At 43.3% G+C, this 26,425-nt stretch carries 17 protein-coding genes and 1 tRNA gene; 8 read left to right on the forward strand and 10 right to left on the reverse strand.

Features of this window, described 5'->3' with window-relative positions:
• Window positions 1-180 precede the first annotated feature (180 nt).
• The 3 genes from H6541_01985 to H6541_01995 all read right to left on the reverse strand — a co-directional run bounded on the left by H6541_01985 (window position 181) and on the right by H6541_01995 (window position 3,827).
• Entirely contained in the window at window positions 181-1,455 is a 1,275-nt protein-coding gene (locus H6541_01985) for a peptidoglycan DD-metalloendopeptidase family protein (protein ID MCB9014535.1), read from the reverse strand.
• A gap of 160 nt (window positions 1,456-1,615) precedes the next feature.
• Window positions 1,616-2,200 (reverse strand): indolepyruvate oxidoreductase subunit beta, encoded by a 585-nt coding sequence (locus H6541_01990; protein MCB9014536.1) that lies wholly within the window; start codon window positions 2,198-2,200, stop codon window positions 1,616-1,618.
• A gap of 1 nt (window position 2,201) precedes the next feature.
• The gene (locus tag H6541_01995; protein MCB9014537.1) at window positions 2,202-3,827 is read right to left on the reverse strand and encodes an indolepyruvate ferredoxin oxidoreductase; all 1,626 of its coding nucleotides are present in this window, start codon (window positions 3,825-3,827) and stop codon (window positions 2,202-2,204) included.
• 349 nt (window positions 3,828-4,176) lie between these two features.
• Between H6541_01995 and H6541_02000 the strand changes: the two genes are divergently transcribed.
• Entirely contained in the window at window positions 4,177-4,785 is a 609-nt protein-coding gene (locus tag H6541_02000; protein MCB9014538.1) for a DUF479 domain-containing protein, read from the forward strand.
• A gap of 357 nt (window positions 4,786-5,142) precedes the next feature.
• Here H6541_02000 and gdhA read toward each other — a convergent pair whose 3' ends face one another.
• Both gdhA and H6541_02010 read right to left on the reverse strand, forming a co-directional pair.
• Window positions 5,143-6,495, reverse strand: coding sequence for an NADP-specific glutamate dehydrogenase (gene gdhA, locus H6541_02005; GenBank protein ID MCB9014539.1), 1,353 nt, complete (start codon window positions 6,493-6,495; stop codon window positions 5,143-5,145).
• A 247-nt stretch (window positions 6,496-6,742) separates the two neighbouring features.
• Complete coding sequence (locus tag H6541_02010) at window positions 6,743-7,402, reverse strand: response regulator transcription factor (protein MCB9014540.1); 660 nt, start codon at window positions 7,400-7,402, stop codon at window positions 6,743-6,745.
• A 519-nt stretch (window positions 7,403-7,921) separates the two neighbouring features.
• Between H6541_02010 and H6541_02015 the strand changes: the two genes are divergently transcribed.
• The 6 genes from H6541_02015 (at window position 7,922) to H6541_02040 (ending at window position 16,565) form a co-directional block, all read left to right on the forward strand.
• On the forward strand, window positions 7,922-10,996 hold the full coding sequence (locus H6541_02015) for a pyruvate, phosphate dikinase (GenBank protein ID MCB9014541.1): 3,075 nt from the start codon (window positions 7,922-7,924) through the stop codon (window positions 10,994-10,996).
• Between the two features lie 238 nt (window positions 10,997-11,234).
• On the forward strand, window positions 11,235-11,468 hold the full coding sequence (locus tag H6541_02020; GenBank protein ID MCB9014542.1) for a 50S ribosomal protein L28: 234 nt from the start codon (window positions 11,235-11,237) through the stop codon (window positions 11,466-11,468).
• Between the two features lie 141 nt (window positions 11,469-11,609).
• Window positions 11,610-12,242 carry a carboxypeptidase-like regulatory domain-containing protein gene (locus H6541_02025; protein MCB9014543.1) on the forward strand — a complete coding sequence of 211 codons (633 nt, stop codon included), beginning with the start codon at window positions 11,610-11,612 and terminating at the stop codon, window positions 12,240-12,242.
• 17 nt (window positions 12,243-12,259) lie between these two features.
• Window positions 12,260-14,806: a carboxypeptidase-like regulatory domain-containing protein gene (locus tag H6541_02030; GenBank protein ID MCB9014544.1), complete on the forward strand. Its 2,547-nt coding sequence runs from the start codon at window positions 12,260-12,262 to the stop codon at window positions 14,804-14,806.
• A 198-nt stretch (window positions 14,807-15,004) separates the two neighbouring features.
• Window positions 15,005-15,616 carry a superoxide dismutase gene (locus tag H6541_02035; GenBank protein ID MCB9014545.1) on the forward strand — a complete coding sequence of 204 codons (612 nt, stop codon included), beginning with the start codon at window positions 15,005-15,007 and terminating at the stop codon, window positions 15,614-15,616.
• Between the two features lie 244 nt (window positions 15,617-15,860).
• Complete coding sequence (locus tag H6541_02040) at window positions 15,861-16,565, forward strand: superoxide dismutase (protein ID MCB9014546.1); 705 nt, start codon at window positions 15,861-15,863, stop codon at window positions 16,563-16,565.
• Between the two features lie 72 nt (window positions 16,566-16,637).
• Here the strand turns inward: H6541_02040 and infB are convergent, their stop codons facing one another.
• The 4 genes from infB to H6541_02060 all read right to left on the reverse strand — a co-directional run bounded on the left by infB (window position 16,638) and on the right by H6541_02060 (window position 21,919).
• Complete coding sequence (infB, locus tag H6541_02045) at window positions 16,638-19,883, reverse strand: translation initiation factor IF-2 (GenBank protein MCB9014547.1); 3,246 nt, start codon at window positions 19,881-19,883, stop codon at window positions 16,638-16,640.
• Between the two features lie 132 nt (window positions 19,884-20,015).
• Complete coding sequence (gene nusA, locus H6541_02050; protein ID MCB9014548.1) at window positions 20,016-21,251, reverse strand: transcription termination/antitermination protein NusA; 1,236 nt, start codon at window positions 21,249-21,251, stop codon at window positions 20,016-20,018.
• A gap of 39 nt (window positions 21,252-21,290) precedes the next feature.
• Window positions 21,291-21,740, reverse strand: a complete 450-nt coding sequence (gene rimP, locus H6541_02055) for a ribosome assembly cofactor RimP (protein MCB9014549.1) — start codon at window positions 21,738-21,740, stop codon at window positions 21,291-21,293.
• A gap of 107 nt (window positions 21,741-21,847) precedes the next feature.
• Window positions 21,848-21,919: transfer RNA gene (locus H6541_02060), tRNA-Gln, on the reverse strand.
• Window positions 21,920-22,214: 295 nt separating this feature from the next.
• On the opposite strand from H6541_02060, the gene H6541_02065 reads away from it, so the two are divergent.
• Window positions 22,215-25,295: a DUF2723 domain-containing protein gene (locus H6541_02065; protein MCB9014550.1), complete on the forward strand. Its 3,081-nt coding sequence runs from the start codon at window positions 22,215-22,217 to the stop codon at window positions 25,293-25,295.
• Between the two features lie 309 nt (window positions 25,296-25,604).
• Here H6541_02065 and lgt read toward each other — a convergent pair whose 3' ends face one another.
• The gene (lgt, locus tag H6541_02070) at window positions 25,605-26,411 is read right to left on the reverse strand and encodes a prolipoprotein diacylglyceryl transferase (protein ID MCB9014551.1); all 807 of its coding nucleotides are present in this window, start codon (window positions 26,409-26,411) and stop codon (window positions 25,605-25,607) included.
• Window positions 26,412-26,425: the final 14 nt, after the last annotated feature.

A 26,425-nucleotide genomic window follows, 5' to 3' on the forward strand; every position in this document is an offset into this window, starting at 1 on the left:
GCTTGCAGGCACCAGGAGCTGCACACGTACAATGCACTGAATGAAATTTAACCCATAATAGCCGGTTTATTTAAAGGGTTTCCGGATACTGGTCTCGGCTGTTGACTACATAAAGGAGTGAGGTGAAAAGGGAATGAGAATAGTCATTCGCCTGCAGTTTTATGTGTTGATCCTAAATCTTTAAAGTGGTTTTAATGTTCGTTTGGCTGGCATGTTGAGTGAATCGAGCTGCCGGGCAAGTTGCGTTCTAACCATTTGGAAACTGTCCATCAGCTCCTTTTTAATTGGGAGGGCAGGAGGTGATTCAACTTTCAATGGGTCGACCGGTGCTCCGTTTTTGTAGAACCTGAAATCGAGATGGGGCCCGGTTGAAAGACCTGAACTACCCACATACCCGATAATCTGCCCCTGAGTAACGCGGGCGCCTGATTTAATTCCCGGGCCATATCCGCTCAGGTGGAGATAAGCGGTTGAATATGTGCTGTTATGCCTTATTTTAACCATGCGGCCTGCACCACCGGCATATTTTACATCAGTTACCACTCCACTGCCGATGGTATGCACCGGAGTGCCTTTGGGTGCAGCATAATCAACCCCATGATGCGGACGGCGGATACGAAGTACAGGGTGAAGCCTGCTATTGGAAAAACGCGAACTGATGCGGGAAAATTTAAGGGGCGCTTTTAAGAAAGCTCTTCTTAAGCTCATGCCTTTCTCATCAAAATAATCTGCTGCATCATCCTGTATAAACCGGTAGGCATAAAGGTCTTTCCCTCCCTGTCCAAATCTGGCAGTGATAATGTTTCCCATTCCGATAGATTCATCGCCTACAAACAGTTCCTCATACAAGGCACTGAAATTATCGCCTTTCTGAATGGCATAGAAATCAACAGTCCATGCGTAAATTTCCGATAAAGCGATGGCCAGATTGGGGTCTGAGCCTGATTCTGTCATGGCATTCCACAAGGATGAAGTAATGGTGCCGCTGACCGCTTTAATTTTAACTTCTATGTCTTTTTCACCGGCATGCACATGCAGCGAATCTCCCATTTCAAATACAATATATTGTGTAGGGCTGCTTTCGTAAATAAAGTATGCGGCTTTTTTCAGACTGTCATTGTTGCAGAGCACGGTGTATTTGTTGCCCACCCTTATTTTCCGAACATCAAATACGCCCACAGCTTTGGTAACCAGTTGTTCAATGGTGCCCATGGGTGTGTGGTAGGTGCTCAGGATAGAGGACAGGTTTTCGTTGGCTTTCACCACATCCTTGACAACATAAAAGGAGTCAACCACAATGCCATATTCAATACGGGGCTCAGGAAGATAATAGTTTTCGGATTCAGGAGTAGTGCGTATGGCTGACATGTAATAATCAACCGTGAAAACAAGAAGGGTTGCAACAACGACAATAACAGCAGCTTCAATAATTCTTCGTCTTGTAAATAGCTTCATTCGGACAGGATTGTAGTGATAAATAAGTTTTTTAACGTTACTTGATACCTGTATATTGCAATAAGAGCGGATATTGTCCGCTCTTATTGCAACAATTAATCAGCGTTATAAGCCATCTGGCATCTTCAGGGAGATTGAATTATTTCCCGGAAGGGCAATTTCAGTTCATTTGTGCCAGTGCCGCATCGCGGCCGGCCTGTAATGCGTTGAGATTTACCTGGATGATTTCATCTCCTTTTTTGCGGAAGATATTGCGGATGGCATCCTGCAGGTGCTTGTATTCAATGTCGAGAAATGGTGAGGCCGCGCCCAGAATCACCATATTGGCTGATTTGGGTGAACCAAGGTCTCTGGCGATTTCGTCAGCGTCAAGTGCAATATGCTTGGGCTGTGAGGCTATTTCAGCCATAAGTTTATCCATTTCAGGATAGTTGGTGATGTTGATGTAAGGCTTGGTATTGGTTACCAGCCAGCCATCAGGCGAAAGCATAGGCAGATACCTGAGCGATTCCATTGGCTCAACAGAGATAATCATGTCGGCTTTCCCGAAAGGAATAAGATCTGAAGCAATTTCCCGGTCTGAAATGCGCAGGTTAGATTGCACATCGCCCCCACGCTGACTCATGCCATGTACTTCGGCTTGTTTCAGAAATAATCCGTTACTTAAGGCTGCTGTTCCTATGGTGGCAGCAATTGATAAAATTCCCTGTCCGCCAACACCGGCGAGTATAATGTCTTTTTTCATTTTATGCTTCTGCTTTTTCGGTTTGCTGCTTTTTCTTTTCTTCTCTCATGCGGCGGGTGAGTGTTTGAATGCACTCGCGCCTTGGGATAATTACTGAAACACCTTCGTAGGCAATTTCTTCTTTAAGAATGGCCAGATTTTCTTCGTGGTGTTTCTGCAGCGGATTGATAACTCTGATATGTTCTTTTTTTACGCCAAGTGCGAGGCAAATCTCTTCTATTTTCCCGAAAGCGGCAGAGTCCTGTCCGCCGGTCATGCCTGTGGTGGCATTGTCAAGAATCATCACGGTGATGGATGAGTTGTCGTTAACAGCATCCAGCAGTCCGGTCATGCCTGAATGGGTAAAGGTGGAGTCACCGATAACAGCTACTGCAGGTAAGAGGCCGGCATCGGCAGCGCCTTTGGCCATGGTAATGGAAGCACCCATATCCACGCAACTGTTAATGGCATTGAATGGTTCCATGGCTCCCAGTGTATAGCAACCTATATCGGCAAATACACGGCCTTTATAAAGATGGGCAATAGCTTCATTCAGTGCATTGTAGCTGTAAATATGCGGGCAGCCTTTGCAGAGTGATGGCGGACGGCTGGCAACCAGCTCAGGAATATCGCGGCCCCGGGTGTCGGTTAAGCCGAGAGCAACAGCCAGAATGTTTGGATTCAGCTCTCCGTCGCGCGGAATGGAGCCGTCGAGTCTGCCTTTGATAACTTTGCCGTTGTTCATATAGCCTCTTAAAAGTTCTTCAACCAAAGGGGCGCCGTCTTCAAGTACCAGAATGCTGTCGCAGGAGTTGTATAAATCGCTGATCATCTTTTCGGGAAGCGGATATTGGCCAATGCGCAGCACAGGATGAGGCACCTGGTGATTCTCAAAGTTCTCAATCAGGTAGTTGTATGCCAAACCGCAGGCGATAATGCCCATTTTTTTGTCAGGATGGTCAGTAAGAGTATTGAAGGGGGATTGTTCTGAAGATTGAACAAAGGCTTCCTGGGTTTTGAGTAACTGTTTGTACTGGCGGCGTGCATTGGCCGGCAGCAGGATAAACTGTTTGAGGTTTTCGGGCAGTTTCAGTTCATTTTGTTCCCTCATCTCGCGGCGCGAAACGCCTGAGCGCGAATGTGCCAGACGGGTTGTAATGCGCATCAACACAGGAATTTTGAATTTTTCGCTAAGCTCAAAACCATAATGAACCATGTCGTATGCTTCCTGTTGATTGCCGGGTTCCAGAATCGGCATCATGGCAAATTTGCCATAAAAGCGCGAATCCTGCTCGTTTTGCGAAGAGTGCATGGATGGATCGTCGGCTGCTACTACAATGAGTCCTCCATTAGCACCTGTTATGGCTGAATTTACAAAGGCATCAGCTGCTACATTCATGCCAACATGTTTCATGCACACCATGGCCCTTTTGCCTGCATAGGACATTCCCAATGCAGTTTCCATCGCTGTTTTTTCATTGGCGCCCCAACTGGCTACGATGTTTTTCGAACGGGCTTCTTTTGAGTGCATTACGTATTCTGTAATCTCTGTTGAAGGCGTACCGGGATAGGCATAAATACCTGACATTCCGGCATCGATTGCTCCCTGTGCAATGGCTTCGTCGCCTAATAATAATAACTTCTGCATCACTTATATAAGGTTTTTAAAATGAACAATATAGATTGGCAGAGTCTGGTGTGCTCTGCCGGGCAAAACTATAAAAATTTAACAACATGCACCGAATGAATGCTTATCTATATTTGTTTTAAATAAATAATGATAGCCGCTGATTTCCCTTTTTAGCCAATCAGTTGAGATTACGTGCCTGGTTTTATTTTATGAATTTTAGCATCTGTTTATGGAGGCAAGCCTGCTGCATACCATGGGTAAGTTAGTTCAAATCTGTTAACTTTGTGTGTGCTGAACTTTCAGGCAACTGATCTGTTTGGTATAGAATACTTCCGTGATTTACTGTTTGTAATGTTTTTTTGCTGATATGAATTTTCTTGCCCATCTTTTTCTTTCAGGTGAAAACCACGAGCTCATCATTGGCAATTTTATTGCCGACCATGTGAAGGGAAACAGTGTTGCGCTTTTTAGCGAGGGTGTAAGAGCCGGCATAACCCTTCACCGGGCCATTGATCAGTTTACCGATCAGCATCAGGTGGTGCGCAGCGCTGTGGAGCATTTGCGTCCTGACTATCGAAAATATGCCGGCGTAATTGTTGACATGTATTTTGACCACTTTCTTGCATCGGGCTGGAGCAGATGGTCGGATGAGCCATTGAAAATTTTTACTTCGCGTATGTATGATGTATTGATGTACTCTTTTTCGGTATTGCCTGAACGTACCCGCCGCATGCTGCCTCATATGATGGAACACGACTGGTTATATAATTACGGTAACTTTGAAGGGCTGCATCAGGCGCTGAGCGGGATGGCCCGGCGGACTCCTTTCAGCTCAAATATGGAAACTGCAACCCGCAAACTCAAAGGGGAGTATGACTTTTTTGCCAATAGTTTTGAGCGGTTTTTCCCTGAATTAATTGCTTTTGCAACCCAATACCGTAATGAATTAATTGTTCCCGTGCATATTTCAAATTGATTATTTGCTTATCGCTCTTAAATCCTTCTTGCGCTATTTGAATATTTCATGATTATCCTCTTTATAGAGTTGTGTAAATATAAAGTACGGTATTGCTCTTTTTATGATTTGAATGGCGGGTCAGACCCTGTATTTTTTTGCTGTCTCCGATGCAGACTCAATACGGACTTAATACGGACTTAATACGGACTTAATACGGTGTTAATTCAGAATAAAATCTGACTGATTCAATTTCTGCGAAACTGATTGGCATTTGCCGGCTAATTGGTTTAAATGTGACCGTAAATTGGCAAAAAAGAAAAAGTCCCGCACACATCAACGGGACTTTTCTACTGTTACAAAAAAACTGAAACGGTATTATACGAGGCCTTGTGCAAGCATGGCATCTGCTACTTTAACGAAGCCACCAATGTTGGCTCCGGAAACATAATTAATAAATCCGTCAGCATCTTTACCGTATTTAACACAGGTTTCATGAATATCGCGCATAATCTGGTGCAGTTTAGCATCCACTTCTTCGCGGGTCCATGACAGACGCATGGAATTCTGGGTCATTTCGAGACCTGAAACAGCCACACCACCGGCATTGGCGGCTTTACCAGGGCCATAAAGTATTTTGGCTTTCAGGTAAACCTCAACAGCTTCGGGTGTCGAAGGCATGTTTGCCCCTTCTGAAACCACAAAGCAGCCATTGGCGATCAGCATTTTTGCGTCGTCCTCATTTACCTCATTTTGGGTGGCGCAAGGCAGGGCAACATCGCATTTTATCATCCAGGGGCGTTTGCCTTCATGAAACTCGCAACCATATTTATCGGCGTATTCTTTAATTCTTCCACGTTTTACGTTTTTCAGGTTCATCAGGTAAGCCAGTTTTTCACTGTCGATGCCTTTGGGGTCGTGAATGAAACCTGATGAATCGGATAAGGTAACGACTTTACCGCCCAGCTGTGTAACTTTTTCAACGGCATATTGTGCTACATTTCCCGAGCCTGATACGGTAACAATCTTACCTTTCAGGCTTTCGTTGCGGGTTTTGAGCATTTCTTCAGCAAAATAGGTACAACCATAGCCAGTGGCTTCAGGCCTGATTAAACTACCGCCCCATTCGCGTCCTTTACCGGTTAATACGCCGGTAAATTCGTTGCGCAGGCGTTTGTATTGTCCGAAAAGGAATCCTATTTCACGTCCGCCAACGCCAATATCGCCAGCCGGTACATCGGTGTCGGGGCCAATATGACGGAATAATTCCGACATAAAGCTTTGGGTAAATTTCATCACTTCGTTGTCCGATTTTCCTTTGGGGTCGAAGTCACTTCCACCTTTACCTCCGCCCATAGGCAGGGTGGTAAGGCTGTTTTTCAAAACCTGCTCAAAAGCAAGGAATTTTAAAATGCCAAGGTTAACAGTTGGATGGAAGCGCAAACCTCCTTTATATGGTCCGATGGCGCTGTTCATTTCGATACGGAAACCACGGTTTACCTGAACTTCACCTTTGTCGTCGAGCCATGGAACACGAAACATGATAACTCTTTCGGGTTCGGCAAGGCGTTCAAGGATTTTAGCCTCTTTGTACTTGGGGTGCTCTTCGATATATGGAATGAGCGACTCGGCAACTTCATGTACAGCCTGGTGAAATTCAACCTCGCTTGGGTTCTTGGCAATGATTTTTGCCATAAAATCATTTACCTTCTGATCAAATACGTTTGCCATAAGAATTTTTGTTTTGAGATTGGTTTTTGGTTTAATGATGTGTCAATATTAGAAAATCTAATCCGATACAAGGCAAGCATTTGACCGTTTTTCTGCCACATAAAGGTTAATTTCAGTAAATTACGCAAAGATGGTGTGTGATTTTCGCAAACACTCCAACCCTTCGTCAACTACAAAGGGCTGCTTTTTTTGCCTGAAAGCGCAATGCCATTCAATAAGATGGGGATGATAACAGTTGTGGAGGAGCTCAGACTTCAATCAGATTGTTGCGGATGGCAAACTTAACCATATCAACGGTGGTCTTCAGGTTGATTTTTCGCATGATGTTGTTTTTATGCGACTCAACTGTGCGGATGCTCACAAATAGCTTATCTGCAATTTCCTGATTGGTGTAGCTTTCTGCAAAAAGTTTCAGCACTTCCAGTTCGCGATCGCTCAGGCAGCTGGTAGGATGGTTTCTGATTGCTGATGAAGAGCCGGGCTGATCGAGGTAACGCTTTAAGATAATGTTGGAGATGGATTTGCTGTAATAATCATAGCCATTGCGCACAGTCATGATGGCTTCAACCAGCTCGTTGCGGTCGGCATCTTTGCTGAGAAACCCTTTGGCTCCGGCTTTTAAGGTGCGCAAAATAAAACTTTCCTGAATGGTCATGGCCATAATAAGGATTTTTATTTGCGGATGTTCGCGTTGAATGATCCGTATCATGTCAATGTCGTGGTCGCCGGGCTCGTAGGTATTCAGCAATATAACATGTATGGGCAGAATGCGAAGTTTGATGAGCAATTCTGATAAGTTTCTTACACAACCCATAACCGTAATGCTTGTAGAATCGGCCAGCAGTGACCTGATTCCTTCACACACAATATGGTGGTCGTCAACCAGTATGACTTCAATCTTGCTCACTTTGTTTAAATTTTCGCTTACGAAAGTAGAATAATTCGGAATAAAATCAAAAGGCAGTTGATTTTAACTTAGGAAAGATTCTTCTTCCACGTGAGGAATCTATTGTTTAATTTAGTGGCTTATAATTTTTATTTTATGGCCGAAATTCCTGAAAATACCCCCGATATCAGAAAACTGATGCATGAGCGCGGTGAGCGTTTAAAAGAACTTGCAGCCATCAATCAGACTACGCAAATTCTTCGCGAGGGCAAGCCTGTGGATGAAACCCTGCAGCAACTGGCTATGATTTTTCCGGATGCCTGGCAATATCCGGCTTTTACGGTGGCCCGAATTAAATTTGATGGAAAGGAATACAAATCGGCAGGGTTTCAGGAAACCAAATGGTTGCAGCGTCAGCACTTTGATACCATCAATGAAAAGAAAGGCGCCATTGAGATCTATTATACCAAGGATTTTATGACCGCTGATGAAGGCCCTTTTTTGATTGAGGAGCGGCATTTGATCAGCAATCTGGCCAATATGATAACAGGCTTTCTGAATAGTCAGGAAGCCAGATTGCTCCTGCGTAAAACCCGGCCGGGCCATTTTTCTGAGCCGGCTGAAAAGGAAACATCACCGGCCTCAAGCAGGCAGTTGCTTCAGAAATTCCTGAACAAAAATAATTATGATCGCGACATCTATCATGATTTGATGCCTTTCAAAGTAAAGGAAATTTTGCTCGTAGCCAATCTTTACGATGCTTATAGTATTGAAAAGGAAGGGCGCTTTTCGGAACATGTACTGGGCGAATATCATCAGCTTAATTTAACTTCCATGCCCCGCATCACCGGGGTTTCGTCTGAAGAAGAAGCTTTTGAGCAGCTCGAATCCAAGCATTTCGATTTGATTATTTTTATGATTGGGGTCGAAAAAACATTATCGCTTCAGCTTGGAAGCAAAATAAAGGCTGAATTTCCGTATATCCCCATTTTTTTGCTGCTGAACAACAACCGCGATATCAATTTTTTTAATGAGCAGCCACTTATGCGTTTTATCGACCGGATATTTGTCTGGAATGGTGAATCGAAGGTGTTTTTTGCCATGATAAAGTTGATTGAGGATAAAATCAATGTTGAAAATGATACCAAAGTCGGGCTGGTAAGGGTGATATTGCTGGTTGAAGACTCGCCTCAGTATTATTCACGTTACCTGCCTTTGCTTTACAGTATAGTATTGGAACAAACCCGCCGCATAATTGAAGATGTGAGTACCGACGAACTGTATAAGGTGCTGCGGATGAGAGCGCGACCCAAAATATTACTGGCTTCTGACTTTGAAGAAGCGCAGGCCATTCTCGACAAGTTTAAGGATTATATGCTTTGCCTGATTTCAGATGTTAAATTTGCCCGCAACGGAAAGCTCGATAATCAGGCTGGCTTCGATTTGGTGCGTTATGCCAGGCAATTAATCAAGGAACTTCCAACTATCATCCAGTCGCAGGAGCATGAGAATGCACGCATGGCTTACCAGTTGAAGACGACTTTTATTGATAAAAACTCAGAAACCCTGGTGCAGGACTTTAAGAGTTTTATTACCCATTATCTGGGATTTGGCAATTTTATATACCGCGACAATGAAGGGCGACAAATAGCTGTGGCCCGTTCGCTTAAAGAGTTTGAGTCGCTGTTGAAAACCATTCCTGACGAATCGTTGATTTATCATGCCCGCAAAGATCATTTTTCGTTGTGGCTGATGGCACGGGGCGAAATTCAGGTGGCTAAAATTATTAACCCGGCCAAGGTTACCGATTTTGAAAGTCCGTCAAAGCTCAGAAAATACCTGATAGAAGTGATTCAGCAATTCAGGAATGAGCAAAACAAGGGCAAGGTTATTCCTTTTGAAGAATCGGCCTTGCTCGACGAAAGCAATGTGGTAAGCCTCAGCTCCGGGTCGCTGGGAGGCAAGGGACGCGGACTGGCATTTATCAATACCTTAATCAATAACCACGATTTCGATCAGTTGCTTCCCAATATCCGCATCCGCACACCCAAAACCTCTATCATTGGTACCGATGAATTTGAGTATTTTATTGAACGAAACAAGCTGCACGACCGGGTGGTGAACGGGCTGGAATATGAAGAAATTCAAAAGTTATTTCTGGAGGCATCACTTACCGAAACTCTGATGAAGCGGCTGCGAATCCTGCTCAGGCACATTACCAAACCAATTGCCGTAAGATCGTCGGGTTTGTTCGAAGATTCACTGATGCAGCCTTTTGCCGGAATTTTTGAAACCTACCTTTTGCCCAACAATCACCCTGATTTCAATACCCGGCTGCAACAGGCCATGAATGCCATCAAACTTGTTTATGCCTCAGTTTATTCGAAGGTGGCCCGTGGCTATATCGAAGCCATACATTACAAAATTGAGGAAGAAAAGATGGCAGTTATTATTCAGGAAGTGGTTGGCAATCAGTTTGAAGATAGCTTTTATCCGCACATCAGCGGGGTGGCACAATCATACAATTATTATCCTTTCGCTCACATGAAACCCGAAGAAGGATTTGCTGTGGCTGCCCTTGGGTTGGGAAAACAAGTGGTGGAAGGCGAAAAAGCCTACCGGTTTTCACCCAAATATCCCACCACCGAAATTAACTCACCCAAAGATCAGCTGAAAAATTCGCAGGTTGATTTTTATGCTGTTGATCTCAATAAAAAAGATGTCAATTTGCTTGAAGGCGAAACAGCCGGCCTTATTAAACTTGATTTGGATGATGCGGAGCGCCATGGAAATCTGCGCCATCTTGCATCGGTATTTGATATGGAAAACAGCCGGATTGTGCCCGGAATCACGCATGCCGGTCCCCGTATTGTGAACTTTTCAAATATTCTGAAATATAACTATATTCCATTGGCACAAACCATTGAGGTGGTGCTTGATGTGGTAAAGGAAGCAATGGGCGCTCCGGTTGAAATCGAATTTGCCGTCGATTTGAACCGCGACGATCAGTTCAGGGCCTCTTTTTACCTGCTTCAAATCAAACCTCTGATAGGAAGTATGCAGGATTATAGTTTCGATATAGGGAAAATTGAACCGGAACGTATTCTTTTATTATCGGAAAAAGGAATGGGAAATGGCCTTATTGATGATGTAACTGACGTAATTTACATTGATACTGCTGTTTTTGATAAGTCAAAAACCATGGAAATGGTGGCTGAAATTGAAGGGCTGAACAATGATATGCGAAAACATGACCGGAAGTATGTGCTCATTGGTCCGGGCCGCTGGGGCACACGCGACAGATGGATTGGTGTACCGGTAAACTGGCCGCAGATATCTTCGGCAAAGGTAATTGTGGAAACCAGTCTGGAAGGTTATCCGCTTGACGCTTCATCAGGGTCGCACTTTTTTCACAATGTAACTTCGATGAATGTGGGCTATTTTTCTGTGCAGCAGGAAATGTCAGGCTCATTTATCAGATGGGAGGTGCTTGACCGACAGGAACTTATACAGCGAACCACGCATTTCAGGCATGTGAGGTTCAAAAAGCCCTTAAATATTAAAATGGATGGTAAAAAGCGAATTGCAGCCATTACCTGGGATATGGACGTCTGATTTTATGGTGAACGCAAAGTGAGAGAAGCACAAAAATGCGGTGAAGTGTGGAGAAGTGCTGTCAAGGGTTGTTTAAGCCCGGAAGTGGTTGCTCTGCAAGACTGTAAAGTAATGAATGAAAGCTGTTTGATTGTTTGACCAATTGCAGTTTAAATATTTTTTGAAAACTGTTTGTTAATTCAAAAAAAATTACGTCCTTTGCAGACCGAAAAATAAAACTTACTATAAGCGTATAGTCATGTCAAGAATTTGCCAAATCACAGGAAAAGGAATGATAGTAGGAAATAAAGTTTCCCACTCAAACATAAAAACCAAACGCAGGTTTTATCCTAATCTGCAGGTGAAAAGATTTTACATCCCTGAAGAAGATCGTTGGATTACATTGAAAGTTTCCTGCGACGGACTTCGCCATATCAGCAAAAAAGGGATTACAGCAGCTCTGAAGGACGCTCAGGCAAAAGGCTTTATATAGTCTTCAAACGTCGTTTCTTTTAAGTTGGGCTTTAAAGAGTCAAAGCTGTTGCGCTTGCGCAACAGCTTTTTTCGTATTTGCCGGTTCAGTTGGGCTTCCTTTAAAATTGCATGCTATTTACCCGTATATTTGCACATCAGCATGAAAAAAATCAGCCTTCTCATATATGCCATTCTGATGTTTGCAGCCACATTGCCTGCACAGGAGGCTGATTTGGATCTGGTGCAGTTTTCGGGGATGGTTGTCACCGGAGACAGCCTTTATCCGGTTCCTTATGTAAACATCAGAATTAAAAACCTGAACAGAGGCACAACCAGCGATTATTATGGTTTTTTTTCGCTCGTAGCCCGCAAAGGCGATGTTATTCAGTTTTCGGCTATAGGTTTTAAGCAGGGCCAGTTCAAAATTCCTGATACACTGCGCGCAAACAGGTATTCTTTGATACAAATGCTTACCAACGATACAATATTACTGAAAGAAACCGTTATTTACCCATGGCCGACCAAAGAGCAGTTTAAACATGCTTTTGTATGGAATGAAATTCCGGATGACGACCTGACCATTGCTCAAAAAAACCTGGATAAACTGGAGATGCGCGAAAGAGCCAGAGCGATGCCTATGGATGGCAGCATGAATTACCGCAATTATATGCAGCAGGAGGTGGGTAAACTCTATTACAAAGGCCAGATTCAGCCTATGAACATCTTCAATCCATTTGCTTGGGCCGAATTTATTAAAGCCTGGAAAAGAGGCGATTTCAAAAAGAAAAACTGACAAAGTCAACAGCTTTTATGTATAAGAACAATACTACTATTCATCGCTACCTGATTGTATTTCTGTTTGCTGTGTTCAATGTGTCGTTTGCCGGGGCGCAGGAGTTTGGTGAGGTGTTTGGGAAAGTGACAGACATTAAAAATCAACCACTTGGGCTTGTAAATATTGCTGTTTCAGGATTGCCGGGGGGCACCACTACCAAGCCTGACGGAACCTATCATTTAAAAGTGCCGGCAGGCCGCGATCTTAACCTGGTTATCTCTTTTGTGGGCTTTGTAACCGAGAACATAAAAATTAAAATAGCAACAGGCGAAAAAAGAGAAATCAACCGTAAACTTGCCGAGTCTACTACCATGTTGCCTGGTTTTGTTGTGGAAGACCGCCAAATTCGTTCAAGTAACCTCAATAAAATTGATCCTCGTTTGGCAACGATGATTCCCAGCACCTCAGGAGGAATTGAAGCTTTGCTCAAGACTTTGCCGGGCGTGGCCTCCAACAATGAGCTGAGTTCACAGTATTCGGTCAGAGGAGGTAATTATGATGAGAATTTGGTTTATGTCAATGATGTTGAAATTTATAAGCCTTTTCTGGTAAGATCGGGACAGCAGGAAGGCCTGAGTTTCTTAAATTCTGACCTGGTGGCATCTATTCTCTTTTCTGCCGGGGGCTTTGAAGCCAGATATGGCGATAAACTGTCATCGGTGCTGGATATCAGGTATAAAAGGCCCACAAAATCAGCCGGCTCGGTTAGTGCCAGCCTGCTGGGGGCCAGTATGCACCTCGAAGGGGCTTCCAAAGATCAGCGATTTATGTATCTTTTTGGTTTCAGGCAAAAATCCAATCAATACGTACTTAAAAGTCTGGAGACCAAAGGTGATTATAAACCTTCGTTTACTGATTTGCAGGCAATGGTGCTGTTTGAAGCCAATCCGAAGCTGGAGTTCAGTTTTCTGGGAAATTATGCCAGAAACCTATACCGTATCGTCCCTTCAACCCGGGAAACAAGCTTTGGTACCGTTAATGAAGCACTACAGCTGAAGGTTTACTTTGACGGGAATGAAGAGGACAGGTTTATTAATTATATGGGCGCGTTTACAACCAATTTTAAACCAACGCAAAACCTTTCGCTGAAACTTATTGTCTCTTCTTTTCAGTCGGTGGAGAGCGAAACCTATGATATTTTGGGGCAGTACTGGATTGGACAGCTTGAAACAGACCAGGGAAGCGATGCTTTTGGTGAGGCTTTGGAGACCAAAGGTGTTGGTTCTTATCTGAATCATGCCCGTAATTACCTGGATGCAACGGTTAGCAGTTTCGAACACAGAGGTACCCGAACAGGCGATAATGCTACCACTCTATGGGGCATTAAGTTTCAGCATGAGCTGATAAATGATCATTTGAATGAGTGGAGTTTAAATGATTCGGCTGGTTTTACCCTGCCCAGAAAACCAGATGCGCTGGGGATGGCTGGTAATCAGAATAATCTTACGTTGCAGGACTTTGTTAAAACGAACATTGAGTTGAACTCAAACAGGTTCTCCGGGTTTCTGCAGCAATCATGGGATCCTGAAAGTGATGCCGGCAAATGGGGATTTACACTGGGTGCCCGCTGGAATTACTGGGACTTGAATCATGAGTTTCTTTTCAGCCCGCGGGGAAGCCTTTCCTATAAACCTGTGTGGGAAACCGATATTCTATTTCGTTTTTCGGCCGGATTGTATTACCAGCCGCCATTTTACCGGGAGTTGCGAAATAAAAAGGGTGAAATTAACCGTGACCTGAAAGCGCAATCGTCTGTTCATTTTGTGGCAGGTTCTGATTTGAATTTTAAAGCATGGGGACGTCCTTTTAAATTTGTGGCTGAAGCATATTACAAATTCCTCGACCATCTGGTGCCTTATGATGTGGATAATGTGCGCATCAGGTATTATGCCACCAACAATGCCAAAGGCTATGCAACCGGTGTTGACATGAAAGTTAACGGTGAGTTTGTAAAAGGTGTTGAATCCTGGGCCAGCCTCTCCTTTATGCGTACACGCGAAGATATTGACGGAGATACTTACACCGATTATTATAACGACGAAGGTGAACGGATTATTCCGGGTTATACTACCAATAATGTGGTGGTTGATTCAATCGTTTCTGAGCCTGGCTTTATGGCCCGGCCTACTGACCAACGGCTTACATTCGGACTCTTTTTCCAGGATTATCTGCCTAAAAACCCCACCTATAAAATGCATCTGAACCTGCTGTTTGGCACTGGTTTACCATATAGTCCGCCAGGTGCTGTCCGATCGCGTAATGCAAACCGAATGCCATCGTTCAGGCGGGTGGATATAGGTTTCTCAAAACAAATTATGGGTGACAGATATGGAACCGGTGAGAGAAATGGTCTGCTCCGCCATATTGACAATATCTGGATAAGCCTCGAAGTGCTGAATTTGCTGCAGGTGAACAATACCATTTCCTACACATGGGTTAAAGATGTGAATAACCGGCAATATGGCGTACCTAACTATCTTACGCCAAGGCAGTTAAATCTGAGGGTTTCCATCGAGTTTTAATTGTTGCAGTGGGTTTTTGTGCGCTGATTTTTTTTGAACTCCGGCTGTTTTAATGTCTTGGTGATAGCCGTTCAGTGTTCCGGTTTTATTTTAACATTCCAACTGCAGTTTTTATCAGCAGGATAAACAAATCCGGTTGTTGCGTGTTATTTATATCAAATCTAAATAACAAACACTTTTAAAACCGGAGGATATAGCATGAATTTCGAATTCCCTTCATTACCTTATGCTTACGATGCATTGGAACCACATATTGACAGAATGACGATGGAAATCCATTACACCAAACATCACAGAGCATACTTTGATAAATTTGTTGCAGCAATTCAGGGTACCGATCTTGAATCACAAACCATAGAAGAAATATTTAGTAAAATAAGCCAGGCTCCTGCTGCTGTGCGCAATAACGGTGGCGGATATTACAATCACCAGCTTTTCTGGGAAATTCTTTCTCCTAAAGGAGGAGGTGTGCCCACAGGCAAACTGGCCGAGGCTATTCAACAGAAATTTGGTTCGTTTGAAGAGTTTAAAGCTAAGTTTAACGATGCCGCAGCCAACCGTTTTGGCAGTGGATGGGCCTGGCTGAGTGTTAAACCTGATAAGAGCCTGTGTGTATGTTCTTCTCCCAATCAGGATAATCCTCTTATGGATGTGCATGATTGTCAGGGAAAACCGATTCTAGGACTTGATGTGTGGGAGCATGCCTATTATCTGAAGTATCAGAACAGGCGTCCTGACTACATCCAGGCATTCTGGAATCTGGTAAACTGGGAAAAAGTCAGCGAAAATTACGAAAAAGCAATGCGCTAATCCTTGTTGGAGTGTTGCTCATACAAACCTTTTTTCGGCCGGCTTGTTTAATACAGGTCGGCTTATTTATTTTAAAACGAAAATCAAAAATCAAATGAAATCAAAACTTATGTTGTTGATGTCTGGCTTGTTCATGGCTTCAACCATTACCTTTGCACAGGTTCAACCAACTTTAAAACCTGTGAAGAAGAAGGCAGATGCTTCCAAGCAATCGAACGTAACCGAATCGGAGCCTGCCAAAAAAATGCCCATTCCGGTGAAGACCATAGTATCGAAACCCGAAGTCTTGTCAAAAAAGTGGGTAGCACCAGCCAGTGAGCTGACTTTTGACGCCCTGCCATATGCATTTAATGCCCTGGAACCGGTCATTGATCAGCTAACGGTCGAGATTCATTATGACAGGCATCATCGGGCATATTACAACAATTTCATGAAGGCCATTAAAGAAACGAAGGCAGCGAATATGCCTGTTTCGGCCATTTTTGCGAATATTTCTTCATTTTCCGAGGCCATCAGAAATAATGGTGGTGGTTATTTTAATCATGTGCTGTATTGGGAAAATCTCTCTCCTGATGGAGGAGGAGAGCCTTCAGGAGCATTGGCTTCAGCCATTAGCAAAACCTTTGGAAGTTTTGCCGGATTTGTTAAGCAGTTTGAAGATGCTGGTAAAACCCGCTTTGGCTCGGGTTGGGCCTGGCTTTCTGTTGACCCGTCAAATGGTGAGCTTTTTATCAGCTCTACCCCCAATCAGGATAATCCGTTAATGAACACGGTTGAACGGCAGGGTACGCCTATTCTTGCACTTGATGTTTGGGAACATGCCTATTACCTGAACTATCAGAACAAAAGGGCAGATTATATATCTGCTTTCTGGAAACTGGTCAACTGGAAAGAGGTTGAAAACAGATATACTGCCTGTGAGGTTGCTTCAAAAGCAATGAAGAAATAAACCTAACAATCAATAAAAAGAAAAAGACTACCTGACAGGTAGTCTTTTTCTTTATCATCAAATGGCTGATAATTACAGCTTGCGTTTAATTTCAACTTCTTCGTATCCTTCAATAATATCTTTTTCTTTAATATCATTGAAGTTGTCGATGTTCAATCCGCATTCATAGCCTGCAGAAACTTCCTTCACATCGTCTTTAAAGCGTTTGAGAGAGCCCAGATGTCCGGTATAAACAACAATACCATCGCGGATAATTCTGATTTTGGTATTGCGGTGGATTTTACCGTCAAGTACCATACAACCGGCCACTGTACCAATCTTGGTAATTTTGAATACTTCACGTACTTCAATATTGCAGACAATTTTCTCTTCAATATCCGGTGAAAGCATACCTTCGATAGCAGCTTTTATTTCGTTAATGGCCGTGTAGATAATAGAGTAAGTACGGATATCAATCTGTTCCTGTTCAGCCAGTTTGCGGGCGCCCTGTGAAGGACGAACCTGGAATCCGATGATGATGGCATTGGATGCAGAAGCAAGCAATACATCGCTTTCGGTAACGGCTCCTACAGATTTATGAATAATGTTAACCTGTACTTCCTGTGTTGAGAGTTTGAGTAATGAATCGGAGAGGGCCTCAACAGAACCGTCAACATCACCTTTTACAATAATATTGAGTTCTTTAAAGTCGCCAATGGCAATACGGCGGCCGATTTCATCGAGGGTAATATGTTTTTGAGTACGAATACCCTGTTCGCGTTGCAGTTGCTGACGTTTGGCCACAATACTCTTGGCTTCACGTTCATCGTGCATAACTTTAAAGGTGTCGCCAGCCTGAGGTGCTGCATTCAGTCCCAGCAGCAGGAGTGGTGTACTTGGGCCAGCCTCTTTAATGGGCTGGTTGCGCTCGTTGTACATCGCTTTCACCTTACCAATAGTAGTACCTGCGAGCACCATATCGCCTTGTTTTAAGGTACCGGTTTGCACCAGAATTTTGGCAACATAACCTCTGCCTTTGTCAAGGGATGATTCAAGGATTGTACCGCTGGCCAATTTATTTGGATTGGCTTTCAGTTCAAGCATTTCGGCTTCTAACAGCACTTTCTCAAGGAGCAGGTCAAGGTTTACACCCTTTTTGGCTGAAATTTCCTGACTCTGATATTTTCCGCCCCAGTCTTCAACCAGAATATTGCGTTTTGAAAGCTCTTCCCTGATTTTATCTGGATTGGCATTGGGTTTATCAATTTTATTGATGGCAAAAACAATGGGCACACCTGCAGCCTGGGCGTGATTGATGGCTTCAACCGTTTGAGGCATGACGGTGTCGTCGGCCGCAATCACAATGATAACAATATCCGTTATTTTCGCACCTCGGGCACGCATAGCCGTAAATGCTTCGTGACCGGGAGTATCGAGGAAGGTTATTTTTTTACCATTTTCAAGTTTTACTTCATAGGCACCAATATGCTGGGTAATACCTCCTGCTTCACCTGCAATTACATTTGTATGTCTGATATGGTCGAGCAGCGATGTTTTTCCATGGTCAACATGTCCCATAACCGTAACAATCGGGGCTCTGGGTGCCAAATCTTCAGGTGCATCAACTTCTTCATTATCTTCATAGCCTTCGGTAGCCTCAACTCCCACAAATTTAACTGTGAAGCCAAATTCATCGGCAACAACCACAATGGTTTCAGCATCGAGGCGTTGGTTAATGGAAACGAAGAGGCCGAGTGAAAGGCAGGTTGATATAATCTGATTTACCTGAACATTCATCAGGTTAGCCAGTTCGTTGGCAGTCACAAATTCAGCAACCATAATGGTTTTCTGCTCTTCAACTCTCTTCTGAGCTTCTTCAGCCATTTGCTGGCTGGCCATCGACCGTTTTTCGCGGCGGTGTTTCGACGCTTTTGATTTTCCGGTTCCACTCAGGCGTTGGAGCGTTTCTTTGATCTGCTTCTGGATATCTTCCGGAGAAAGCTCAACTTTAGGTGCCTCGCGACGGGGACTTCCTTTTTTATCGCGCATGCCCGGTTTGCCTTTCGGCTGACCAGCATTGCCCTGGGGTTGTCCCGGTTGTCCGCCCTGGCGTGGTGTTTGTCCAGCCTGAGGTGTAGTTTCTTCTCCTGGTTTTTTAATACGTTTGCGTTTTTTCTTCTTCGATTTCATTGAATCGTCGGAAGAAGAAGCAACAGGTTTTTTGGGTTCCGGTTTACGTACCTCCGGTAGTTTCATGGTTCCCAGAATCGTCACACCTTCAAGTTTTCTGACTTCGGTTTTCAGGAAATTTGATTCCCTTTCAACTACAGGTTCTGCAGGTGTTTCTTTGGGTTTTTCAGGCTCGGCCGGAGTTTCTGCAACCGGAGTTGCAGGTGTTTCAGCCTGAGGTGTTTTAATCTCTGTTTTTGTTTCTTTTACTTCTTCAACAACTGCTTCGGGTTCTGCCGGTGTGGTAGCAACAGGCTCTGCTGCGGGTTCTTCAGTTTTACCCTTTTTCTTTTTGTCTTTGCGTGAAGGTCTTTTCAACGAGTCCAAATCCATTTTGCCCAGTACTTTTAACTGACCAATCTGGGTAACTTCTTCTTCCGGTTCTGTTGTTTTTTCTTCTTCAGCAGGGGTGATTTTATCATCGGCAGGAGTGCTGGCTGCAACAATTTCTGTTGGTTCAGGCTGAACAGGTGTTTCTGCTTTTACCGGTTCAGCTGTTACTTCTGATTTTGGTTCAACCACTTCCGGTTTAATATCGGCAACCGGTGTTTCGGCAACCGGAGCTGCAGGTGCAGGTTCTGGTTCTGGAACGGGGATTGGCTCAGGCTCAGGAGCTGGAGCTGGTGTTGGCTCAGGCTTTTGTTGTTCAGGCTTAACCGGCTCAGCAACCGCTGGTTCATCAGGGATGGCCACAGGCTCAGCTTTGGGCTCAGCCACAGGTTCTGTTACCGGAGCCGCAGGTTTAACCTCTTCAACAGGTTTTGATTTGCTGACTTTTTCAGGCTCAGGCGGCATATTGCGGATAAACAAGTCGTCGCGGGTAAGTTCAGGCTCAAACTCTTCTTCATTGGAAGGTCTTTTGTCAGCGATTGAAATGGTTTTGTGTTGGGTATATTCCAGTTCAATCTTTTTGGAGAGATCTTTCACATTCTTCTCCGACTGATACTCTTTTACCAGCAAAGCGTAAACTTCGGAAGGGAGTTTTGTGTTGGGGTTATTGTCGATTTTAATTCCTTTTTTGTGCAGGAATTCGACAATAGTAGGTACCCCGACGTTAAATTCCTGCGCCGCTTTCCCCAGTCTTGTGCTTTTGCTTACTTCTTCTGACATATTGTTATTATATTCGGTTGTTTTAACCCGCTTATTACCACGGATTTTCTGTAAAAATACGCTAATTATGTTATTCAAACCCTGCGTGTTCCGGAAAAATCCTGTTCAACAATGAAAATTACCCTTCTAATGCTATTCAAATTCGGCCCTGAGGATTCTGATAACCTCTTTAATGGTTTCTTCTTCCAGGTCAGTGCGGTTCACGAGTTCATCAATACTGAGGTCGATGACGCTACGGGCGGTGTCGCAACCAATGGCTTTCAGCTCATCGATGATCCACTGATCGATTTCATCGGAAAATTCCTGAAGATCCACGTCTTCGTTGTCTGAATCTGTATCACGGTAAACATCAATTTCATAGCCGGTAAGTTTACTGGCCAGTTTGATGTTATATCCACCTTTACCGATGGCCAGCGAAACCTGGTCGGGTTTCATAAATACATCGGCCCTTTTGTTTGCTTCGTTGATGGTGATGGACGAAATTTTTGCCGGGCTCAGCGCACGGGTAATATAAAGTGTTGGATTGGATGTGAAATTGATAACGTCAATATTCTCATTTCTGAGTTCACGCACAATTCCATGAATACGCGATCCTTTCATTCCCACACAGGCTCCCACAGGGTCAATACGGTCGTCGTAGCTTTCAACAGCTATTTTGGCGCGTTCGCCCGGAACCCTAACAATGTTTTTAATGGTGATAAGTCCATCATAAACTTCAGGCACTTCTGATTCGAACAAGCGTTCGAGAAAAGCAGGGGAGGTGCGTGAAAGGACAATGATGGGTGTATTGTTTCGCATATCCACTTTAGAAACAACGGCACGGATGGTGTCGCCTTTTCTGTAAAAATCGGAAGGGATTTGTTCTGAACGGGGCAGCGTTAGTTCAATGTATTCGTCATCAAGTACAAGAATTTCTTTTTTCCATACCTGATAAACTTCCCCGGAGATGATTTCACCGATTTTTTCTTTGTATTTTTTGAAAATATTGTCTTTTTCGTATTCCTGGATTTTTGACATCAGGTTTTGCCTGATGGTGAGAATTTCACGACGGCCAAAATCCTTCATTCTGATTTCTTCAGACACTTCTTCTCCAACTTCAAAGTCAGGTTCGATTTTGATGGCGTCGGAGTAAGCAATTTGTCTGTTATCGTCTTCAACAGCTCCGTCTTCAACAATTTCGCGATTCCTCCATATTTCGAGGTCTCCTTTGTCAATATTGACAATGACATTGTAGTTCTCATCAGAGCCGTGCTTTTTTATCAGCATGTGCCTGAACACATCTTCAATGATGCGCATCATGGTTTCGCGGTCGATGTTTTTGAACTCTTTGAATTCGGAGAAAGTTTCGACTAAATTGATATGTTCCATTTTCTTAAGCTGTTCTTTAGAATGGATAATGATTTGTTTTTACTTGAAAGAGATAATCTCTTTGGTTTGTTTAATCAGGTTGAAGGGAATTTCTTTTGTTTCTTCGGTTTCAACCTTTTTTATTTTCGTTTTCCGGTACACTGTAATTTTTTCAGCATCAGCAGCCATGAGTTTACCGGTAAATGTGGTTTTATCTTCCAGTGTAACTTCAACTTCGCGGCCAATATTTTTGATGTATTGCCGCAATAGTTTGTAAGGCTGATCTATACCTGATGAAGAAACAGTGAGGCTGTAATCTTCTGTTTCGCGATCGTAAACCGATTCAAAGTGGCGGTTAATGGCGATACAATCATCAATGCTGAGGTTGGTATCGCTGTCAAGCAGAATGGTAATATTGTTTCCCGCTTTCACTTTGATCTCCACAATAAATTTGTCAGTGCCTTCCAGCTTCTGTTCAACAGTTTTACGGATTTCGTCTGCGTTTATCATAAATGTGGTTAAATGTAATAAAAGAGGGGACAAACCAGTCCCCTCTACATCGTTTCAACCCTTTGTAAGTGCCGCATCAGTACCGGCGGGTGATCAGACCTTATCAGTTGTCCGACTAGGGCTCGAACCTAGAGTCTTCTGAACCAAAATCAGACGTGTTACCATTACACTATCGGACAGACTACCTTAAAAAAGGTGTGCAAAAATAGCTATTTTTTTTGAATTGCGAAATTTTTCCCCATAAAATCTTTGCATTTCTTTAATTTCTTTGTGCCCTGCCTTATATTTTAGAATTATTAACGATTTAAGGTCTTTCATCATATTACGCAAATTCATTACCTTCGCCACAACTTTTAAACAGGAATGTCACTGGCTGAATCTTTTGCTTTTATCTCAATTTCAGATTTTTGCAAAGGAAGTGGAGCAGTGGTTTATGTGTATTTTCTTACCTGAAATCAATCAGATCATTACAAAATGAAAAAATTCAAACAACTTAACAACATTGTCGGATGGTTTAGTTTCCTGGTGGCTCTTGTTGTTTACACGCTGACACTGGAACCTACTGCCAGCTGGTGGGATTGTGGAGAGTACATTTCTACTGCGTTTAAATTACAGGTAGGGCATCCGCCAGGAGCTCCTTTGTTTCAAATGGCGGGCCGCTTCTTTTCGCTGTTCGCTTTTGGTAACACCCAGAATGTAGCCTGGATGATCAATTTTATGTCAGGGCTGGTCAGTGCCTTTACCATTTTGTTCCTTTTCTGGACCATCACCCATATGGCCAGAAAACTGATTGTAAGCGATTCTGAATTTTCACTCGGGCAAACGATTGCAGTGCTGGGCAGTGGACTGGTAGGTGCGCTGGCTTACACTTTCAGTGATTCATTCTGGTTTTCGGCTGTTGAAGGCGAGGTGTATGCCATGTCATCTTTTTTTACTGCCGTGGTTTTTTGGGCCATTCTTAAATGGGAAGAACAATCAGACCAAAAGCATTCCATCCGCTGGATTGTGTTTATTGCATATCTGGTAGGCTTGTCAATAGGGGTTCACCTGCTTAATCTGCTGGCAATTCCTGCTATTGCTTTTGTATATTACTATAAAAGGTATAAACCATCTACCAAAGGGGTGATTATAACAGCTGTTGCATCGGTCTTTTTGCTGGCATTTATTATGTATGTTATCATTCCATGGATTGTTGATTTGGCTGCAAAATTTGAGCTGGTTTTTGTGAACAGTTTCGGATTACCTTTCAATTCAGGAACTATTTTTTATTTCCTCTTTATTACTGTTGCGCTGGTGTTTGGTATTATTTATACCCAAAAGAAAGGCAAGCTTATTGCAAATACGGCTATTCTTGCTTTTACCTTTATTCTGATAGGCTATTCGTCATTTCTGATGCTGGTAATCAGGGCCAATGCCAATACACCTATTAATGAGAATAATCCGGATGATGCCATCAGTTTGCTCTCCTACCTGAATCGTGAACAGTATGGTTCATGGCCTATCTTTTACGGGCAGTATTATAATGCACCATTAAATCCTAAGGATCCTTACGCAGATGCTTCTCCTATTTATATCAGGGACGCTGCCAGCGGTAAATATGTGGTTACTGACTCACGTGAACGATCCATTCCAAACTATGATCCCGCGTTTTGTACTCTGATGCCGCGTATGTACAGCTCACAGGAAAACCATATCAAAGCCTACAAAAGCTGGGCTAAAATTCAGGGAATTCCGGTACAGGCTGTCAATAACGAAGGCCAGTCAGAAACGCTGGTAAAACCAACATTCGGTGAAAACCTCCGCTTCCTGTTCCGTTATCAGTTGGGTCATATGTATTTCCGCTACTTTATGTGGAATTTTGCCGGTCGCCAGAATGATATTCAGGGTCATGGCGGTATCAACAATGGCAACTGGCTGAGCGGGATTGGTTTTCTGGATGAGATGCGTCTTGGCAAACAAACCGATTTGCCCGAAAGCATGCAAAGCCCGGCGCGCAATACCTATTATCTTTTACCTTTGATTTTGGGTGTTATCGGATTGTTTTTCCATTTTAACCGTAACTATAAGGATGGAGTTGTGGTGGCATTGCTCTTTTTTATGACAGGTATTGCCATTGTACTGTATCTGAATCAGACTCCATTTCAGCCTCGTGAGCGAGACTATGCCTATGCGGGTTCATTCTACGCATTTGCCATATGGATTGGACTGGGTGTGCTTGCCATTTATGATTTCATGACACGGAAAACCAAACTTAACCAGCCTGTTGCTGCTGGTATTGTGACCGTAGCTTGTCTGGCTTTGGTCCCTTCCATTATGGCTTCCGAAAACTGGGACGATCACAACAGATCCAACAAATATGCAGCCCGCGATTTTGCTGCCAATTACCTTAACTCCTGCGATAAAAATGCGGTGTTGATTACCAATGGCGATAATGATACTTTCCCGCTCTGGTATGCACAGGAGGTTGAAGGTTTGCGCACTGATGTTCGGGTTGTTAATTATATGCTGGCATCGGGCGATTGGTATGTTCACCAGTTGTCACGTAAAATTTATGACTCGGAACCTTTAAAATTCACGCTTACACCTGCGCAGTATAACAAGGGCGTAAATGAATATATTCCTTTTGTTGACAGGGGTGGCGGACAGCAATATGAATTGAAGGAAATTATCAATTTTATTGCAGATGAAACTGATAGAAGCAAAGTTCCTTTACAGAATGGAGACAAAATCAATTATTTCCCTGCCCGCAGGGTAAGGCTAACGGTTGATTCTGCAAAAGCAGTGGCTAATGGAATCGTTCCTGCCTATATGGCCGATAGTATTGTTCCCGCTGTGGAATGGGAAATTAAGTCAAATTATTTAATTAAAAATGATTTGATGTTACTTGATTTCCTGGCCAGCAATAACTGGGAGCGTCCTCTTTATTTTGCCAGTCCTTCAAGTGTGAGTAAGGTGCTTGGTATCGACAGGTATTGTCATCAAACCGGAATTATTTACAAGTTTATTCCAGTGCCTGCTCAGGATTATATGCCTGGTTTGGGAGGAGTAGACACCGAAGCTTCCTACGATATTCTGATGAATAAATGCAAATGGGGTAATCTGAATCAACCCGGCGTTTATGTTGACCCGGAAAGTTTGCGCAACTCAATGATGCCTAAGCAAAGTTATATGCGTTTGGCTCAGGCTTTGCTTAATAAAGGCAAAAAAACCGAAGCAATTGCAGTTGCAGATCACTGTTTGCATGAATTTCCCAACAACAAAATTACCTTTGATTATTATATGCTGCCAATGGCTGAGATTTATTACGAAGCTGGTGCTATGAAAAAGGGAAATGATTTTGTGAAGACTATTGCTGATATTTATCTGGCTGACCTTAGCTATTATAGTGCTGTTAGTCCCGAATTCAGCAATTATTATCAGGATGACCAGATGCAGGCATACGCTGTAATGTCGCGTATATGGCAATATGCCGAAAAATACGGACAGAAAGCATTGCTTGATGAACTGAAATCAAAAATGATTATTCCTGAGGATTTGAAAGATGTCTTTAAATAATCGATGATTTATAACTTGAAGCCGCCGGTTGATATTTCAGCCGGCGGCTTTTGATTTTAGGAGTGAGCTATTTGTCATATCTGCCAGGGAAATTTTAGATCAGGTGTAATTGTGGCGCAAATAACGGTGTCAAATACTTGGTAACTGTGGATTGATAAACACAGGGCAGTGGTCATCACACATAAAGGGAAACTACTGTTACGAATGAAGTGATTACAGGGCCAAAAACAGGAGCAAAGACTAAAAACCAAAAGCCTTCCGGATGATAAACATCTGAAAGGCTTTTATATATGATAGGTGATAAATCAGCTATTTTTTGGCAACAGCATCAGGTTTATTTCTGACATACCAGATTAAAGCTACTCCGGCAAGAATAAACGGAATACTCAGCCATTGTCCCATGTTTAGCGACATGCCTTCTTCAAACTTAACCTGATTTTCTTTCAGAAATTCAATCAGGAACCTGACGCCAAAGAGGACAATCAGAAATACGCCGAAAATTGTGCCTTCTTTCATGGTCTTATAGTTTTTGCGATAGTAATGGAGAAGGGCAAAGAACAAGGCAAGGTATGAGAGTGCTTCATAAATCTGAGTAGGGTGGCGTGGAATAGTTTCGCCGTCGCGCAAAAAGACGAAACCCCAGGGAAGGGAGGTGAAATGTCCGTAAATCTCACTGTTCATGAGGTTTCCCATTCTGATAAAAAAGCCGCCAAGTGCAACCACAATAACAACGCGGTCGAGTGTCCACAGATAAGTTTTTCCGGTTTTTCTTACAAACAGAATCAGGGCGAGCAGAATACCAACGGCAGCTCCGTGGCTGGCGAGTCCGCCTTCCCATATTTTAAGAATGCTGATTGGATCGGCCAGGTATTCAGCCGGCTGATAAAAGAAAACATGTCCCAGACGGGCACCCACAACCGTGCCTATCACCACATAGGTGGCCAGTCTGTCAAGTACATTTACGGAGATGTTCTCTCTCTTAAAAACCTGTTTTTCAAGTATTAAATATCCGAGATAAAAAGAAAGGGCAAAAAATAATCCATACCATCTGATTTGAAGTCCTCCGATGTGGAAAATCAATGGGCTAATATCCCAGTTTATCTGATTGAGTAGCATATGTTTTTATATTA

It is taken from the genome of Lentimicrobiaceae bacterium (assembly GCA_020636745.1).
Lineage (GTDB): Bacteria > Bacteroidota > Bacteroidia > Bacteroidales > Lentimicrobiaceae > Lentimicrobium.